Genomic DNA, 16383 nt, shown 5'->3' with positions numbered 1-16383 from the left:
AAAATGAAAACCATACTTGAGAGCTTTGCCGAATACTTTGCCAATGCGCGCTTTGAAAATCTGCCCCCTGAGGTCGTGGAAAAAACCAAACTGCTGATTGTTGACTATCTTGGCGTATCGATCGCCGGCTTAAAAATGGATTTCCCAAAGATGACGATCGACTACCTCGAGAGTCTCGAAGGCGTTGGCCAAGCAACAATGATGGGTGCATCACGCAAGGTACCTGCGATTCATGCCGCCTTAGGTAATGGTGTCTCGGGTCACGCGCTCGATATGGATGATGGCTTTCGTTATGGAGGCGTGCATGCGGGCGTTGCCGTGATCCCTGCTGCGATGGCTTTCGCGGAGTCGCTACAACTCAACGGTAAACAATTGATTCTCTCGATTGTCTGCGGGTACGAAATCGTCAATCGTATTTCTAAAGCGATGAACCCTTCGCATTTAGGCCGGGGGTTTCATACGACAGGCACAATCGGCGTGTTGGGTGCTGCGGCGGCCTGCGGCGTGCTTGCGGGCCTGAATAAAGAACAGATGGCCAGCGCGCTCGGCATGGCGGCCCTCCAGGGTGCCGGTTTGTTAGAAATTTTGAATGACGGCGCGATGGTCAAGCCGTTACATCCCGGCAAAGCAGCGATGGGTGGCTTGCTTGCCGTAGAGTTTGCCAAGCGCGGCGCCAAAGGCCCATTGACCGCCCTAGAGGGCGAAAAAGGCTTATTCAAAGCAATGGCCGACAGCGTCAACACTGACGGACTGTTCGATGGTCTTGGATCTGATTTTTATATCATGGGTCAGTACATTAAGTTTCATGCGGCTTGTCGCCACATCCATCCTGCGATTGATGGCTTGTTGGATATCATGCGCAAAGAAAATCTCTCCTATCAAGAAATCAATGCCTTGAATGTGACGACGTATCCCGTCGCGATTAGTTTTTGCGGCACAAGTACACTCCCTGAAACAGCAGAAGCCGCAAAATTCAGTCTCGCCTCGTCTTGTGCGATGGCGGCCTATTATGGCGATGCCGGCGAACAACGCTATTCACTCGACACGGTTGAAAACTCCGAAATCAAACAACTCGCCTCGCGTGTCAAAAGCTCCGCCAACGATCGCTGGGCACAAGCCTATCCTCGAGAGCGCGGTGCAAATATTGAATTGCAAACCACCTCAGGCAAGCATTTTTCAATTGAAGTTTCGCTCTCAAAGGGTGAGCCTGAAAATCCTGCGAGTGATGAAGACTTCATGAGAAAGTTTAAACAAAACGCAACCTCCCAGCCAGAGTCTCTGGTGAGTCAAATTCTCGATGTATCTCTCGCGCTTGATACACATGAAGTGTCAGCGTTGACCTCTTTACTCGGCAAACTCAAGGGGAACTAACGTGAATAAGGTTTTTGCTTCGCTTCTCAAACAAATGCTTTGCGTCATTTGTACGCTGACAGCAAGCCATGCGTGGGCCGCCTATCCTGATAAGCCGGTCACACTTGTTGTGCCTTTCGCTCCAGGCGGATCCAATGATATTGTGGCGCGTCAACTCGCCAAACAACTGACAGCGCAATGGGGACAGCCTGTCATTATTGAAAACAAACCAGGCGCTGGCACTGCCATTGGCGCTGCATATGTGGCCAAACAGCGCAATGATGGCTATACCTTATTGGTCGCTTCATCGACATTCACGATGGCACCGGCAGTCAATCAAAAACTTCCTTTTAATCCCCTCAAGGACTTCACGCCTATTGCAATGATCGGCGAGGTACCACTGGTGTTGGGCGCAAAACCCAACGCACCGGGTAAAGACGCAAAAGAGTATTTCGAGTATTTAAAACGTACGCCCAATTTAAATTATGGTGCGACAGGTGTTGGCAGTATCCAGCATTTTGCGGGCGTTATGCTGAGCCAGGCTCTGGGCAACAATATGGCCGCTGTGCAGTACAAAGGTGGTGGTCCTGCGATGACCGACACGATGGGTGGACACATCGAGTTTTCGATTGGCAGTATGACCCAAGTCTTGCCTCAGTTACGAAACGGAACGTTGCGCGGAATCGCGGTGACGAGTGCCCAACGATCAGAGGCGGCACCGAATCTTCCTACGTTTCAAGAAGCCGGCATTAAAAACTATGACATTCAACAATGGTGGGGACTGCTCGGCCCCGCCAATGTCGATCCTAAAATTCAATCCTTCATTAATACCTCCGTGAATCAGGCGCTGAAATCCGAAGAGCTGATTAAGTTTCTCGCCACGGATGGTGGAAAAACCAAACCGATGAGCGTCGCGGACTTTACCGCACTCGTGCATGATGGCCTAAAGCGCTGGGCGGAAATCGCTCAACAAACGGGCATTACCGCTCAATAAACGACAGCTTTATTACGATCAATCGAGATACAGATGAGCTTATCCATCACACCGATCCGTCAAAATTTTGGGGCTGAAGTTTCAGGTATTGATTTATCAAGTCCTGTATCTGCTACAAACAAGCAATTGCTCAATGATTCGCTCGCGCAATATGCGGTATTGGTCTTTCGTGATCAGTCCTTAACGCCACCTCAGTTTATGGCCGCGGCAGAAATCTTTGGCGACCTGATGGATCAGCAACTCAAGAAGTATGTGCTACCCGACTATCCAATGGTGGGGTGCAATTCAACTGATGATTTGCCACGTAAAAACGGCAAATTGCAGGTGCGCGGCGAAAACTATCATACGGATCATTCCAATGACCGTTGCCCACCCAAGGCGACGACACTGCATGCTTTGCAGATCCCGCCAACGGGCGGGGACACGCAATTTGTCGATGTGCGTCAAGCCTACGATGATCTACCTGATGCAATGAAAGTCACCCTCAAGGGATTACGCTCCCTGCATGTCCATCAAAGTAGTCGCAGTCCGCGCGAGCTCACCAAGCTCAGTCCCGAGGATTTAGCAAAAATTCCTACCGCACTCCAACCCTTGGTGATTCGTCATCCAGGCAATAGTCGCCCGGCCCTTTATCTCAACACAGGCCGCATGGAAGGCATCGAGGGCATGGAGTCTGATGCTGGCTTTGCCTTGATCGAGGACCTCTATCAACACGCCACGCACTCGCGCTACGAGTACCGTCATCAGTGGCGGGCGGGCGATATGGTGATCTGGGATAATCAAGCGGTCATGCATCAAGCCAATGCCGATTATGATCCGGAGCAAAAACGCTTTTTATATAGACTCATGATCAAGGGTGTTGCCCTGACACCTGCGCAAATCTGACACCAAAGGGAACGAACTGATGCTCACCAGAAATACGTGGATTGTCTGCTCTTTGATGAGCTTCGCAATTCAGTTCGACAAAGTCATTCGCGCGCAGACGCTTGATCCCGCTTCACTTGCGACGGCCTTAGTGATTGCGCTCATCATGGGAACAGGCTGGGCCTTTGTTGCAAGTTGGGTCCGCGTCAAACTCATTCCTCATTTTTCTGAGGATTATGCGCGCAATATCCAAATTGGCTTTGGTTTGTTATCGATCATCTTTATTGCAAATCTGATCTATAAAGTTTGGTTCACCTGATCAGCCGCCAACACAACGTTAGGGTGTCAGTCGCGCCAAGAAATAAGAAATATCCTGTAAATCCTGGTCAGAAACACCGTAGACCGAGGCCGCCATGTTGGAGTCTCGACCAATTGCTTGGTTGTTCTTGAACTGCTGCATGCTAAGCAGCAAATAGTCCTCGCGCTGTCCCGCAAGCCTAGGGATTTGTTCTCGTCCTAAGTAGGTCGGTAAATGACAAATGCCACAGCGCATTCCCTCGGCGAGTTTGCCGCCACGCGCAAAAACTTCTGCATCTCTGTCGGTTGGAACAGGGGCTAAGGACTTGTCGGCATAGTACTTGGCAAGCGCCGTGACTTCCGCATCAGAGACGCCATTGAGCATCCCTTTCATCGATGGGATGTCACGGACACCTTCCCGAATCAAGACCAGTTGAGTTTCGAGAAATAATTTAGGTTGTGCCGCTAAAGATGGGATCCCTTTTATTTGAGAATTTCCATCTGCGCCATGACACGCTGCGCACAGCGCTAAGCGCTGCGCGGAGATCTGTGCATAAGCTGCTGGAGCCGCCGCAAAGACGGCTCCAACCAAAACAACAACACGTACAACAGACAACATTCGCATGAAGATTACTTCTGATATGTCACGCGATAAATGACGCCATTTTGCTCGTCAGAAACCAACAATGATCCGTCTTTCATCTGATGCAAGTAAGCAGGGCGACCCCACCATGACTGATCAGCAGGATTCATAAAGCCAGTCATAAAGGGCTCAACCTTCGCGTTTTTGCCATCAGCATCGGCACGAACTGTTACAACGTCAAAGCCAATCTTTTGTGTACGGTTCCAGGAGCCTTTGCGTGCGTTAAACAGCACGTTTTTGTACTCAGCCGGGAACATATCACCTGAGTAGAACTTAACGCCCATGGTGGCCGCGTGAGGTCCCATCAATGCAACAGGCTGCTCAACACCTGCGCAAGCGTTTTCTTTCTTGACATCAGGATCAGCAATGTTGCCTTGATGGCATGAAGGGAAACCGTAGTTTGCCTTGAGCTTCAAACGATTCATCGTATCGTTCGGTGTGTCATCACCCATCCAGTCACGACCATGATTACTGAACCAAAGCTCTTTGGTCACGGGATGCCAGTCAAAGCCCACGGTGTTGCGCACGCCGGTTGCTAAGACTTCCATGCCGGAACCGTCCGCGTTGTAACGACGGATCTGAGCGTACTCAGGTGTTGGCAGCGCACAGATGTTGCAAGGGGCACCAAATGGAACATACAACTTGCCATCTGGACCAAACGACACATACTTCCAGTTGTGGTGAGGCAAAGGTGGGAAGTTGAATTTAGCAGTCAAGTCAACCGGTGTGGCATTAGGATTTTTTGCAATGCCATCAAAGCGCAAGACCTTGTCGATTGCGACGACATACAAGGAACCATCTTTGTAAGCAGCCGTTGGTTGTTGCAGTTTATCTACGACAACACGTGAAGTGCGCTCTTTGCCATTGTCAGTCACTTCATAAATGCGACCGAGTGCGCGAGTACCAACGTAGTACTTGCCATTCTCACCTTCTGTGATGGCGCGACCACCGGGGATACCGTCAGCCCAAACCTCAACTTTAAAACCCGGAGGAAGTTTGATCTTATCAATTGGCACTTCAGCGGCTTTAGTCGCCACCAATTTGCCCGGCAGAGGTGCCAGTGTCGATTTGGCCATCGACTCGGGCATGCCCTGTTTCCAGGCTGGTGGAGGTGCAGCAGCAGGGGCTGCGGCGGGAGCTGCAGTCTGCGCTTGAGCAGACATACTAAATGCAAGGGCTAAACCCAAGCCACTCATTACGCGTATGTAATTTTTCACTGTCGTCTCCGTGACGTTTGACGTTTGAACAATCTCATCTATTTAGAACCTACTGGTCAATATTACTAGAATAGAGTCAATAGGTTGACTTATGGTAAATACCTATCCCAATGCTTTAATCCCTCAAACGTTGCCTCCAACATGCCAGGATCTGTCAGGTCATGGCCGCCCCCGCTGACACGGATCAGCGTTGCCTGAGGCGCTGCATGCTGAATCACCAAACTATTCGCAAAGGGGCACAGCGCATCCAAATCCCCATGCACCAGCGTCAAGGGAATCGTCTTTAAGGCCTGGGCTTGCGCCAAGATATCCTCTTGAACAAAACATCGATGCCTCAAGTAATGGCTCTGAATACGGTAGCGAGCGATCAAAGCCGCGCCATCGCTCGCGCCAAGGGTTGGCGCCTGCGCAGGATACATATTCATCGCAGCCTCATAGGCCAGCCACGCGCGAGCCAGAGCTGCTTGCTCCTGTGGATGTTCTCCTTGGCAAAAAAGCTGATATCCATACTCAAGAATCGATTGGTTAGAGGACTCCGGCACTTGGGCTTTTAAGTTAAGCCATAACGCTCGGCAACCCTCAGGCGGGCGTTCCATAAAGTCCTCAATTTCTGCGTGGGTACACAAAAATGGGCTGCGCAGCAGCATTCTCTCTACCCGATCTGGATGTGCAGACGCATATAGCAAGGCTAGCGCACCGCCCCACGACCCACCCACCACGCTCCATCGCGACAGCCCAAAATAGGTTCGCAAACGTTCAATATCGGCGATTAAATCGGACGATTCATTGTGCTCAATGCCCCCTGCCGGACGACTCCGTCCACAGCCACGCTGGTCGTATTGAATGATCCAAACCCGCGCAGGATCAAAAAAGCGACGATGCAACGGACTTGCTGAACTCCCGGGTCCGCCATGCAGCCAAACCACGGGCCAACCCTCGGGATTACCACTAGTTTGCCAGTGGATTTCATGCCCATCGCCCACCTCCAGCCACCCTTGCGCCACAGGCTGAGCCTCTGGAAATAGCTTAGTTTTCATGTGGATAACAATTCAAAAAGTTGTCCGTTGAACTGGATTTATTCTATATACTTCACATTAATACCACTAAGTGGTGTTGAGATACCTTTGTTCAACCACACTCTAGGAGACTTCTATGAAATGGGAAACACCATCAGCAATTGATCTGCGTTTTGGTTTTGAAATCACAATGTACATCGCCAATCGCTAATTGTTTTAAAAGGCCGAGACTCACGTCCCGGCCTTTCTTCTTTTGAGTTGTGATGCAAATACGCGTGTTAGGCTCCGCAGCAGGCGGAGGTTTTCCTCAATGGAACTGCAATTGCCTGAACTGCTCAGGTGTGCGCCAAGGTAGCATCAAAGCGCAGGCGCGAACTCAGTCTTCTATCATCGTTGGTAATGGCTCCCAGGATTGGGCGTTGATCAACGCATCTCCCGATATTCTGACCCAAATTAAAAATACGCCCGTCTTACAACCCGCGCGACAGATTCGCGACAGTGGCATTGCTGCAGTGGTCTTGATGGATGCTCAAGTCGACCATGTCACCGGACTTATGATGTTGCGAGAAAGAAATTCGCCGCTGCCCATTTATGCGACCCAACAAGTTTTCGATGATCTCACCACGGGCCTGCCTTTAGTAAAAACTCTCGCGCACTACTGTACGGTAGAGCAACGTCTGATTCATCCCGACCAAGAGGGCTTCAGCATTCCCGAACTCCAGGGCATCGCCTTCAAACCCGTCACGCTTTCGAGCAAAGCACCACCCTACTCCCCTCACCGTCACGACCCGCACCATGGCGACAATATCGGACTACTCATTACGGAAATCGCGACAGGGAAAAAAGCGTTCTATGCACCGGGTCTTGGCATGCTCGAGCCACAAGTCGAACAAGCGATGCGCGAAGCTGATGTCCTGTTGGTCGACGGTACGTTTTGGACTGACGATGAAATGATCAGCGCAGGACTCTCGTCCAAACGCGCCATTGATATGGGTCATCTCGCGCAATCAGGCTCAGGTGGCATGATTGAGGCCTTAGCGCCTTACTCAGCCAAGCGTCGCATCTTGATTCATATCAACAACACCAACCCAATTCTACGCGAGGACTCCTCGCAAGCCTTGCAACTCAAAGCACTCGGTATCGAAGTCGCCTCCGATGGCATGCACATTGAAATATAGAGATTGAATCATGATCACTTCCAAACCAGCCTGGAGTCGCGAAGAGTTTGAAGCCCAGCTTCGCGCGAAAGGTCAGAGCTATCACATCCATCATCCTTTCAATGTCAAAATGAATGCTGGCGAATGTTCTAAAGAACAAATTCGCGGCTGGGTCCTCAATCGTTTTTATTACCAGTGGATCATCCCGATCAAAGATGCTGCGGTCATGTCCAACTGTCAGGATCGCGAAACGCGACGCAGATGGATTTCCAGAATCCTTGATCACGATGGCTTTGGCGAGTATCAGACTGACACCGAGTGCGGCGGCCTCGAAGCCTGGACAAGGCTTGGTTTGGCGGTTGGTTTGGATCGTGAAACGCTTTGGTCTCTCAAAGAGGTTGAGCCTGCGGTGAAGTTCGCCTGCGATGCCTATGTCAATTTTGCGCGTCAACAACCCTGGCAAGAGGCGATCTGTTCTTCATTAACAGAGATGTTCGCCCCCCAAATTCATAAAGATCGTCTGGCAACATGGCCTACCCACTACCCATGGATCGAGCCAGCAGGTTTGCACTATTTCCGCTCACGCATTCCCCTCGCTCAGCGTGATGTCGATCATGGACTTGAGGTCACACTCAACCACTTCACGACACGCGCTCAACAAGAACGTGCGCTTGATATTCTGCAATTCAAGCTTGATATTTTGTGGTCAATGCTTGATGCCATTGAGCGAGCTTATCCGACATGACGACTACGCCTCCTCCCTCCTTGCCTGAGCGCCCGCGGCTCAACAAACTCTTTCGCTTGCAGTGGGAAGAAGTGCAACAGGCCTATGTGCTTTTATACCCAGAGGGTATGGTCAAGCTGAATCAAAGCGCCGCAGAAATTTTAAAGCGCTGCGATGGGTCGCTGACTGTAACTGAACTGATCGCCGAGCTCCAACTGGCCTTCGGGGAAGCCGATCTGCGCGATTCTGTCGAAGGCATGTTGCGCGCCGCGTTCGAAAAAGACTGGATCCAATAAGGGCTTGGCCACATCATGACTCAGCCTGTTATCAATCCACCCTTCTGGCTGCTCGCCGAGCTTACTTATCGCTGCCCGCTGCACTGCGTGTTTTGCTACAACCCTGTCAACTATGACAGCATTAAAAATGAGCTGAGTACAGACGAGTGGATTCGCGTGATGCGTGAAGCGCGTGCACTCGGAGCCGCTCAGCTGGGGTTTTCTGGTGGCGAACCTTTGCTGCGCGATGACCTAGACCTCCTGGTCGCAGAGGCACGACAGCTTGGCTTTTATACCAATCTGATTACTTCTGGTGTGGGGCTCAATGAAAAAAGAATCGCCTCACTCAAGCAGGCAGGCCTTGATCACATCCAACTTTCCTTTCAAGACTCCACGCAAGAGATGAACGATTTTCTGAGCAGCACGAAAACCTTCGAGCTCAAGAAAAAAGTCGCAGGCTTAATCAAAAAGTATGACTATCCGATGGTGATGAATGTCGTCCTCCATCGCCATAACATTCCACACGTCGATAAGATCATCGATATGGCGCTTGAGCTCGAGGCAGAATACCTAGAGCTCGCCAATACTCAGTATTACGGCTGGGCGATGAAAAATCGTCAGCAACTTTTACCCACGCGCGAACAGCTTGTCGCGGCTGAAGCCACAGTGAATGCTTACCGCGAAAAAATCGGCAAACAATGCAAACTGCTTTTTGTCGTTCCTGATTACTTTGAAGAGCGTCCAAAAGCTTGCATGAATGGCTGGGGCTCGATCTTTTTAGATATTGCGCCTGATGGCGCAGCCTTGCCTTGTCACAATGCTAGAGAGTTACCCGGTCTCAATATTCCCAATGTAACAGAGCACTCCATCCGAAAAATATGGTACGAAAGCCAAGCATTTAATTTCTTTCGGGGTGACAGCTGGATGCAAGAGCCCTGTCGCTCCTGCTCAGAAAAAGAAAAAGACTTCGGTGGCTGCCGTTGCCAAGCATTTTTATTGACCGGCGATCCTGCTGCAACAGACCCTGTTTGCTCTAAGTCCCCTAATCATCATGTCGTGAAACTTGCGATTGATGACGCGGCAGTCTCAGCGAAAGCTGATGCCTCAAATGAGTTTCCGTTGATTTTCAGGACGGACGCTCACTCAAAACAATACGCAGGATAAGATAGTCCGATTCAACGCGCTGCACTCTTTCTTTAGTCAGACTCAAGGACACTCACGTTGCGCATCTTACTTGCCGAAGACGACGAAATGCTTGCCGATGCAATATTTCGGACCCTTTCTCAAACCGCTCACCTTGTTGATATCGCTCGCGATGGGGGTGCCGCTGTTCATGCACTTCTATCCGCCGAATATGACTTATTAATTTTAGATATCGGTTTGCCCGTGCTGGACGGTCTCGAGGTTTTGCGAAGGCTTCGACTCAAGAAACCTGAGCTCCCAGTGCTCATGTTGAGTGTACGCGACGGCATTCATGATCGCGTCAAAGGACTTGATCTCGGGGCGGACGATTATCTGACAAAGCCCTTTCATCTCTTTGAGCTAGAGGCTCGCGTGCGCGCACTTATTCGACGTGCGCACGCTCCTGGCGGACTTGAAATTTGCCACGGTCGCTTACGCATTGATCTAACGGGACGTCGAATGTTTTGTGATGAACAAGCAATCGACCTGACTGCGCGAGAATTTGCGCTTGTTGAGCTATTGTTTATGCGCATAGGTCGTGTGGTCACAAAGCAGCAAATCATCGACCAACTGTACGGCTGGGAAGACGGCATGGCGAGCAATGCCGTTGAAGTGCTGATTCATCGCGTCCGAAAAAAAATAGAACACGCAAATTGCAATATTCAGACCATCAGAGGGATGGGCTACCTTGTCGACCACCTCTCCTAAAGCATTATTACTTCGCACACAACTACTCAAGTGGCTGCTATATCCACTTCTTTTGGTACTTGTGCTGGATAGCGCAATCGGTTTTGGCTTGGCTGCGCGCTTTTCCAGAGATGCCTATGACAAAGCACTGATTGAGATCGCACACGAACTCAGTTTACAAGTTCGAAAAAATCAAGATGGCATTTATCTTGATTTACCTGAGGTCGCGCGCAGATTGCTTCTACAAGATCCTCAAGACAAAATCTATTTTGAACTTGTGGACCAGACGGAAAATAAAATTGCGGGTGAATCTTTACCTGACCCCACGCAACAGCTTCTCATCGTCAGAGGCAATATCGAGCTTTATGACGCAAGCTTTAAGGGTGAAAAAGTTCGAGTCGTGCAACTGCCAAGGCTAGAGCCAGGCGGCGTCTTGTTGCGGGTCGCTGAGACCTATATCAAGCGAGAAGAAATGACGCGTGACATCATCACAATCGTTGTTTTCCCCCAGATTCTTCTTATTTTACTTGTGTGCGTTTTAGTCAGATTTGGTGTGGCCAAGGGCCTTTTGCCGCTTAAGCAACTGCAGAGATCGATTGCTGAAAAATCGTACCGTGATCGCAGGCCATTAGATGAAACAACGGTTCCAAGTGAAGTGATTCCCCTGGTGACCTCTATCAACGCCTTGCTGAACAGACTCGATCTCGTCCTGGTTTCTCAGTCGAGATTCATTGCCGATGCCGCGCATCAACTCAAGACTCCGGTTTCAGCACTGAACGCTTATGTTGAGCTACTCGAGCGCAATAAAACTCCTATGGAGCGAGAGGCCATCGTCCTCCAGCTCAAGCACGCAGTGGAACGTATGTCGAGATTGGTTTCTCAATTGCTTACCTTTGCTGAGCATGACCTCACACAAGAAAGACCAGTCGAATTTAGTTCAATTGATTTAAACACATTGACTTTTGATATTTGCACAGCATGGGTTTCTCAAGCACTCAAAAAAAATATTGACTTCGGATTGGAACAATCAGACACACCCGTCATTATTCAAGGGGACAAGAGCCGCCTCCAGGACTTATTCGACAACTTAATTGATAATGCTCTTTTGTACACGCCAGAACATGGACGCGTCACTGTTCGCGTTAGGTCATCACCTCTCCCCTCCGTCACCATCAGTGACGATGCGCGCGTCATACTGGATGATGAAAAGGAGCTCATATTTGAAAGATTCCATCGGTTACTCGGCATTGGCAACGGTAGCGGCTTAGGTTTGGCCATCGCAAAAGAAGTTGCCACAGCGCACAATGCCGTCATTTCGATTCATCAAGATCAAGTTGATGGCTCAGGCAATACCTTTTGTGTCGTCTTTTCCGAAGGTGTCTAGCACTTTTACTCAATCGTCCTCACTCCGTAATAATGATGTAATGTTTTGGTTATGTTTTGGAAAGCTTATAGATAGCTTAGGTTAATTCTGCTTTGCTACGCTGATTCTCTAATGTGACGGTGCTCAATGCCCGCGTAAAAAGAGGAGCTGCAATGCTAGAAATGTTCTATACCAGTGAGTTTTGGCTTGCCCTGGTTCAAATCATCATTATCAATATCATGCTGAGTGGCGACAATGCTGTTGTCATTGCGTTAGCGTGTAGATCCCTCCCCCCAAAACAGCAACAACGCGCCATCATGTTTGGTAGTCTTGGCGCCATCGTCTTACGTATTGTTTTGACCTTTTTTGCAGTGATGCTCTTAAGCCTCCCTTTCCTCAAGCTGGTAGGTGGCATCGCATTGCTATGGATTGGTGCCAGCATGCTGGATTCAAACGATGACAGCCACGGCCCTGACGCGCATTCAAATTTAACCGCTGCGATCAAAACCATCATCATTGCAGACTTCATCATGAGTCTTGATAACGTTCTAGGTGTGGCCGCTGCCGCGAAAGACAACGTCGTTCTTTTGGTGATCGGTCTTGGGATCAGCATACCCCTCATTATTTTTGGTAGTCAGCTGATTCTAAAACTGATGGAACGATTCCCGTTCATCATTACACTCGGTGCCGGTTTATTAGGTTGGGTAGCAGGTGAAATGCTCGTGAGTGACTCTTTTGTTTCTGGATGGATTGAAACAAACGCTGCCTATCTCCATTACCTTGTTCCAGCACTCGGTGTAGTGTTGGTCATTGCAGTGGGCAAATGGCTAGCTTCAAGACACCCAGCCCCTAGCGTTGCCTAAGGTCTGAACAATGGCGAATATTTTAGTCCCTATGCAAGAGGGACAAGATGTCACTTGGCTTGTGAATCATCTGCAAAAGATCCATCAACGTGAAGCTGTTCGCGTTCATTTACTCAGTGTTCAACCCAGATACACAAGCCTTGTCAGACTCTTTTTCACTGTGCGAGATCTCAATTCTTTTAAGGATGAAGACGCAAACTTATCTCTCGCTCCGATGAGACGGGCTTTGGATCTGACAAATATTACGTATAACTGTCATGTCAGAACGGGGGATAAGGCAACAGAGATCGTAAAGTTCGCCAAGGAGCTTTTCTGTCCCCAAATCATTTTGGGCCCCACAACCGGAAACTGGATATTTGACTTGCTGTTTGGTTCCTTGACCACACGCGTCGAATCAATGATTCGACTGGCAGATAGTCGTTGCAAAGTGCTTTAGGAATCTGCGCATATCCACGCTATGGCTTAGGCGTATTCGATCCCACATATGCACGCAGAATCCCGATGCCGATACCGGCCAACTTTACCCAACGCCATCGCTTACCCACCAGCAGCGAAGAGATCGCTGCTGTCAAATAGGGATATTGTGCAGCTAGCGAAAATCCCTTACCTAATATGCGACTCAACCCAACTTGATCGCCAGAGTCAGCCACGTGATTTGATCGCATCAGCCCAGCTAGCCATCTTTTCGGACTGAGGCCGCGTCCAAGCTGCGCAGTATGAAATGAAAGGGCTTGCCTTTCGTAAGCTGCGCGCGTGCGCAGATACTCAATGTGTGCTTGTCTTGCAGGCAACACAATACGACGCTCACTCATGGTGCCCCCGCCTTTGTTGATACACCTGAGTTCCTGTGAAACTCTCCATGGAGGTCTCTGAAGGAGTCCCTGGGTCACGCACACCCTCGACAAAGGATTCGCGCAATTGACCCAGCACCACCAAGTCTCGGTGGAGTTCTTCAAGCGTGGCTGCAAAAGGGGCAGGTTCGGTTTTAACCCGACGACATACGATCAAGATCAACGTCAATCCAGTCGCAGCATACGTAAGCGACAGAAGACCAATCGCCCAGTAACGGTATTCAGTCGCCCAAAAAAACGCAATCACCAAGAACGATGCCACCACGATCGCAAGCAACAAGAATAATCCAGCCGCAAGCAACATGGCGGCCATTGTAAACAGTCGATGTTTCTGCTCGGCGACTTCTGCGCTAAAAAGTTCGACGCGAGTGCGCAGCATCGCGACGACGTCGCTCGCCACCACACTCAGGTTTTCACGGATGCTCATGTCAGCTTAACGTCGGCTAATCAATAAACCAACAACAAGACCAATCACGCCTGCGGCTGCGATTGCTTGCCAGGGATTATCATGCACATATTCGTCTGCTTCGCGAGCGACGCGCTTGCCCTCGCGAACAGCTGAAATTTTGGTGTCATGCAAAGCTTCACGGGTCGAGCGCAATGATTCTACGGCCTTAGCTCTTAGCTCAGTTGCCTGCTCACCACTGGCGTCAGCGGCATCTCTGAGAAAACCCTCCGCTTCGTCCAAGGCGGCTTTCATTCCCGCTAGAAGCTTTTCCTGAGCGGAAGTCTCTGTGGTAGTTGCTTGGGTCTGTTTCATTTTGCTCTCCATCGATAAACTGCAAGATTTATGGTGCAACCGAAAGCCCTTTAACTCGATGTTTGGCAATCAAATCCGCCACGAAACCGGAGGCCTTGGTCTCTTGAACAAAAACCTGCAACCATTTCGCGGCTTCTGATCGCCCTTTTGGTACGCCAACTGATTGCTGTACCGCGGTGAACTGGCCGTCGAGGATCCTGGATCCTGGAATCTTTTCCACATCCTGCAACAAACCTGGTTTAAGACTCGCCAACGCCTCGAGCTTTTGGGAAAGGAATAACTCCAGTGTCGCATCAAAACCTTCGGCGTGCATTAATTTCGCATGCTTTATATTTCTAACCAACCATAAGTCATAAGCGCTACGTGCCGCGACTGCGATGCGGTGACCTGGCCGATCGACCTCACTCGCATGGCGCAGCGACGAACCCGCAGGGACTAAATATGTGGCTTCGATTTCGACATACGCAGAAGTGAAATCAATTTTCTCGGCGCGCTTAGGCTCGGAACCAATTAAACCGATGTCCCAAACACCATCAAGCGCAGCATCCGCAAGCTCGCCTGGCGAAGCAAATGGAACTAACTCGAGCTCTACACCCAGCTTTTGGGCGATCGCATACGCCATGTCCGGCGCAACGCCCTCGGGAGAGCCGTCGGTTGCCTTACCCGTCACGAGTAAAAAATTAAGTAAATTAATTCCGGCTCTAAGCTTACCTGTTGGAGCAATTTCTGATAGAAGTTGTTGATGCATCGCAGTCACCAAAAAGTTGTGGCATGAAATCTTGGGCGCGCTGTTGACAAATGACATCCCGCCGCCTAACTTAATGGTAAACCATCATACTTAAAAAGCTAGTAATTTAAACATGACCAGCCCAACACAAAAAAACTCCGCACCCTCGATACATACCTTTTTAACACTACACGAAATTGTTCAAAAAGCGCGCCAAAAACTCAATCATGATCATTGGGACTATATCGTGGGCGGTACCGAAACGGAAACAACCTTGCGTCGCAACAGAGCCGCGCTGGATGCGCTCGCCTTTCGGCCCAGGGTGCTCAGGGATGTGAGCCACGTCTCGGCTGGCACTTCCTTTTTAGGTCGCGCATTGCGACTGCCCGTTATTTTGGCACCCGTCGGAAGCCTTGAGTTATTCGCCCCCGAAGCGGGCGCTGCCGCCGCGCGAGCAGCGGGAGAGTTCGGCGTGGCGCACATGCTGAGCTCTGTCTGCGAACCCGGTCTTGAGGCTGTTCAACAAGCGGCTCCCGACGCGCTTAGACTTTTTCAACTTTACGTGCACGGCGATCCGGCCTGGGTCGACGAAATCGCCGACCGCGCGCAGGCCACAGGCAACGCAGCGTTTTGTTTAACTGTAGATACCGCCATTTATAGTCGCCGCGAAAGAGATCTTGCGAAGCGTAATATTCGACGCAGCGCAGTACCTGGTCGCGAGCATCAGCCTCGTCTGACTTGGCGCGATGTCGATCGTCTGAAAGCAAAACTTAAAGTCCCCTTGATCTTAAAAGGAATTGCCACGGCAGAAGATGCCAAGATGGCGGTCGAGCATGGCGTCGATATGGTGTATGTCTCCAATCATGGCGGTCGACAACTCGATCACGGCAGAGGTTCGATGGACGTCTTGCCCGAGGTTGTCAACGCGGTCAATAAACAAGCGACCATCATCGTCGACGGAGGCATTAATCGCGGCACGGATCTCGTCAAGGCGATTGCAGCCGGCGCTGACATGGTGGGCATGGGTCGCATGCAGTGTTTGGGGCTCGCGGCCGACGGCTCAGCGGGTCTGGTTCGCATGCTTGAACTCCTCGAAGCCGAAGTCAATATTTGTCTCGGGCTTTTAGGTGTAAACAGTTTGCAAGAGCTCAATACAAGCTATCTACACACTGTACAAGCGCTTGAGCCCTCCAGTGCTCTCAGCGCCTTCCCTCTTCTGTCTATCGAGGAAAAGTCCTTTTACTAAAGCAAGGTGTTTAACGTAGAGCTCGCTTAGGTTGTTGCGATTTTCGCAGGTATCGCTGCGTTGATTGTCTATATCAACGAGCGTTCAAAACGCAAAATCACCACCTGATACACCTCAGCGTACACCAACTGGCACGCGCACGGCGTATCCAAGGCTCGGAACTCAGG

At 50.3% G+C, this 16383-nt stretch carries 21 protein-coding genes; 14 read left to right on the top strand and 7 right to left on the bottom strand.

Annotated elements, in window-relative coordinates; translation table 11 throughout:
* Window positions 1-3: 3 nt before the first annotated feature.
* The 4 genes from AC8GE9_RS13590 to AC8GE9_RS13575 are packed head-to-tail and all read left to right on the top strand — an operon-like array spanning window position 4 to window position 3527.
* On the top strand, window positions 4-1371 hold the full coding sequence (locus AC8GE9_RS13590; protein WP_506677674.1) for an MmgE/PrpD family protein: 1368 nt from the start codon (window positions 4-6) through the stop codon (window positions 1369-1371).
* A 1-nt stretch (window position 1372) separates the two neighbouring features.
* Window positions 1373-2344 (top strand): Bug family tripartite tricarboxylate transporter substrate binding protein, encoded by a 972-nt coding sequence (locus AC8GE9_RS13585; RefSeq protein ID WP_506677673.1) that lies wholly within the window; start codon window positions 1373-1375, stop codon window positions 2342-2344.
* A gap of 33 nt (window positions 2345-2377) precedes the next feature.
* Entirely contained in the window at window positions 2378-3229 is an 852-nt protein-coding gene (locus AC8GE9_RS13580; protein ID WP_506677672.1) for a TauD/TfdA dioxygenase family protein, read from the top strand.
* Between the two features lie 19 nt (window positions 3230-3248).
* Complete coding sequence (locus AC8GE9_RS13575; protein WP_506677671.1) at window positions 3249-3527, top strand: hypothetical protein; 279 nt, start codon at window positions 3249-3251, stop codon at window positions 3525-3527.
* 18 nt (window positions 3528-3545) lie between these two features.
* Here the strand turns inward: AC8GE9_RS13575 and AC8GE9_RS13570 are convergent, their stop codons facing one another.
* The 3 genes from AC8GE9_RS13570 to AC8GE9_RS13560 all read right to left on the bottom strand — a co-directional run bounded on the left by AC8GE9_RS13570 (window position 3546) and on the right by AC8GE9_RS13560 (window position 6402).
* A complete protein-coding gene (locus AC8GE9_RS13570; protein WP_506677670.1) occupies window positions 3546-4130 on the bottom strand; it encodes a c-type cytochrome in 585 nt (194 codons plus the stop codon).
* A 5-nt stretch (window positions 4131-4135) separates the two neighbouring features.
* Complete coding sequence (locus AC8GE9_RS13565; protein ID WP_506677669.1) at window positions 4136-5365, bottom strand: PQQ-dependent sugar dehydrogenase; 1230 nt, start codon at window positions 5363-5365, stop codon at window positions 4136-4138.
* Window positions 5366-5454: 89 nt separating this feature from the next.
* On the bottom strand, window positions 5455-6402 hold the full coding sequence (locus AC8GE9_RS13560) for an alpha/beta fold hydrolase (protein WP_506677668.1): 948 nt from the start codon (window positions 6400-6402) through the stop codon (window positions 5455-5457).
* 115 nt (window positions 6403-6517) lie between these two features.
* Here AC8GE9_RS13560 and pqqA point away from each other — a divergent pair, with 115 nt between their 5' ends.
* From pqqA to AC8GE9_RS13515, 9 genes are all read left to right on the top strand, one after another.
* A complete protein-coding gene (pqqA, locus tag AC8GE9_RS13555) occupies window positions 6518-6592 on the top strand; it encodes a pyrroloquinoline quinone precursor peptide PqqA (RefSeq protein ID WP_259660981.1) in 75 nt (24 codons plus the stop codon).
* Between the two features lie 52 nt (window positions 6593-6644).
* Entirely contained in the window at window positions 6645-7559 is a 915-nt protein-coding gene (gene pqqB / locus AC8GE9_RS13550; protein WP_506677667.1) for a pyrroloquinoline quinone biosynthesis protein PqqB, read from the top strand.
* 10 nt (window positions 7560-7569) lie between these two features.
* On the top strand, window positions 7570-8283 hold the full coding sequence (gene pqqC, locus AC8GE9_RS13545) for a pyrroloquinoline-quinone synthase PqqC (protein ID WP_506677666.1): 714 nt from the start codon (window positions 7570-7572) through the stop codon (window positions 8281-8283).
* On the top strand, window positions 8280-8558 hold the full coding sequence (gene pqqD, locus AC8GE9_RS13540) for a pyrroloquinoline quinone biosynthesis peptide chaperone PqqD (RefSeq protein ID WP_506677665.1): 279 nt from the start codon (window positions 8280-8282) through the stop codon (window positions 8556-8558). Before pqqC ends, pqqD begins: the two co-directional genes overlap by 4 nt.
* Window positions 8559-8573: 15 nt before the next feature.
* Window positions 8574-9701 (top strand): pyrroloquinoline quinone biosynthesis protein PqqE, encoded by a 1128-nt coding sequence (gene pqqE / locus AC8GE9_RS13535; RefSeq protein WP_506677664.1) that lies wholly within the window; start codon window positions 8574-8576, stop codon window positions 9699-9701.
* 57 nt (window positions 9702-9758) lie between these two features.
* Entirely contained in the window at window positions 9759-10427 is a 669-nt protein-coding gene (locus tag AC8GE9_RS13530) for a response regulator (protein WP_506677663.1), read from the top strand.
* Window positions 10408-11790, top strand: coding sequence for a sensor histidine kinase (locus AC8GE9_RS13525; RefSeq protein ID WP_506677662.1), 1383 nt, complete (start codon window positions 10408-10410; stop codon window positions 11788-11790). Before AC8GE9_RS13530 ends, AC8GE9_RS13525 begins: the two co-directional genes overlap by 20 nt.
* 152 nt (window positions 11791-11942) lie before the next feature.
* Entirely contained in the window at window positions 11943-12632 is a 690-nt protein-coding gene (locus tag AC8GE9_RS13520) for a TerC family protein (protein ID WP_506677661.1), read from the top strand.
* A 10-nt stretch (window positions 12633-12642) separates the two neighbouring features.
* Window positions 12643-13068, top strand: coding sequence for a universal stress protein (locus AC8GE9_RS13515; RefSeq protein ID WP_506677660.1), 426 nt, complete (start codon window positions 12643-12645; stop codon window positions 13066-13068).
* A 19-nt stretch (window positions 13069-13087) separates the two neighbouring features.
* Here the strand turns inward: AC8GE9_RS13515 and AC8GE9_RS13510 are convergent, their stop codons facing one another.
* From AC8GE9_RS13510 to AC8GE9_RS13495, 4 genes are read right to left on the bottom strand one after another with little or no spacing between them, the layout of a single operon-like run.
* A complete protein-coding gene (locus AC8GE9_RS13510; protein WP_506677659.1) occupies window positions 13088-13444 on the bottom strand; it encodes a hypothetical protein in 357 nt (118 codons plus the stop codon).
* Complete coding sequence (locus AC8GE9_RS13505) at window positions 13437-13910, bottom strand: phage holin family protein (RefSeq protein ID WP_506677658.1); 474 nt, start codon at window positions 13908-13910, stop codon at window positions 13437-13439. The genes AC8GE9_RS13510 and AC8GE9_RS13505 overlap by 8 nt, the downstream gene beginning before the upstream one ends.
* Before the next feature lie 6 nt (window positions 13911-13916).
* Window positions 13917-14243, bottom strand: coding sequence for an ElaB/YgaM/YqjD family protein (locus AC8GE9_RS13500; protein WP_506677657.1), 327 nt, complete (start codon window positions 14241-14243; stop codon window positions 13917-13919).
* A 28-nt stretch (window positions 14244-14271) separates the two neighbouring features.
* Window positions 14272-14991, bottom strand: a complete 720-nt coding sequence (locus AC8GE9_RS13495; RefSeq protein WP_506677656.1) for an ABC transporter substrate-binding protein — start codon at window positions 14989-14991, stop codon at window positions 14272-14274.
* 112 nt (window positions 14992-15103) lie between these two features.
* On the opposite strand from AC8GE9_RS13495, the gene AC8GE9_RS13490 reads away from it, so the two are divergent.
* Window positions 15104-16216: an alpha-hydroxy acid oxidase gene (locus AC8GE9_RS13490; protein WP_506677655.1), complete on the top strand. Its 1113-nt coding sequence runs from the start codon at window positions 15104-15106 to the stop codon at window positions 16214-16216.
* Window positions 16217-16383 lie beyond the last annotated feature (167 nt).

This window comes from Zwartia lucis (genome assembly GCF_965234455.1).
In the GTDB taxonomy this organism is placed as follows: domain Bacteria; phylum Pseudomonadota; class Gammaproteobacteria; order Burkholderiales; family Burkholderiaceae_B; genus Zwartia; species Zwartia lucis.
Note: the sequence above shows the minus strand (reverse complement) of the source record. Positions and strands in the feature narration are given on the sequence as shown.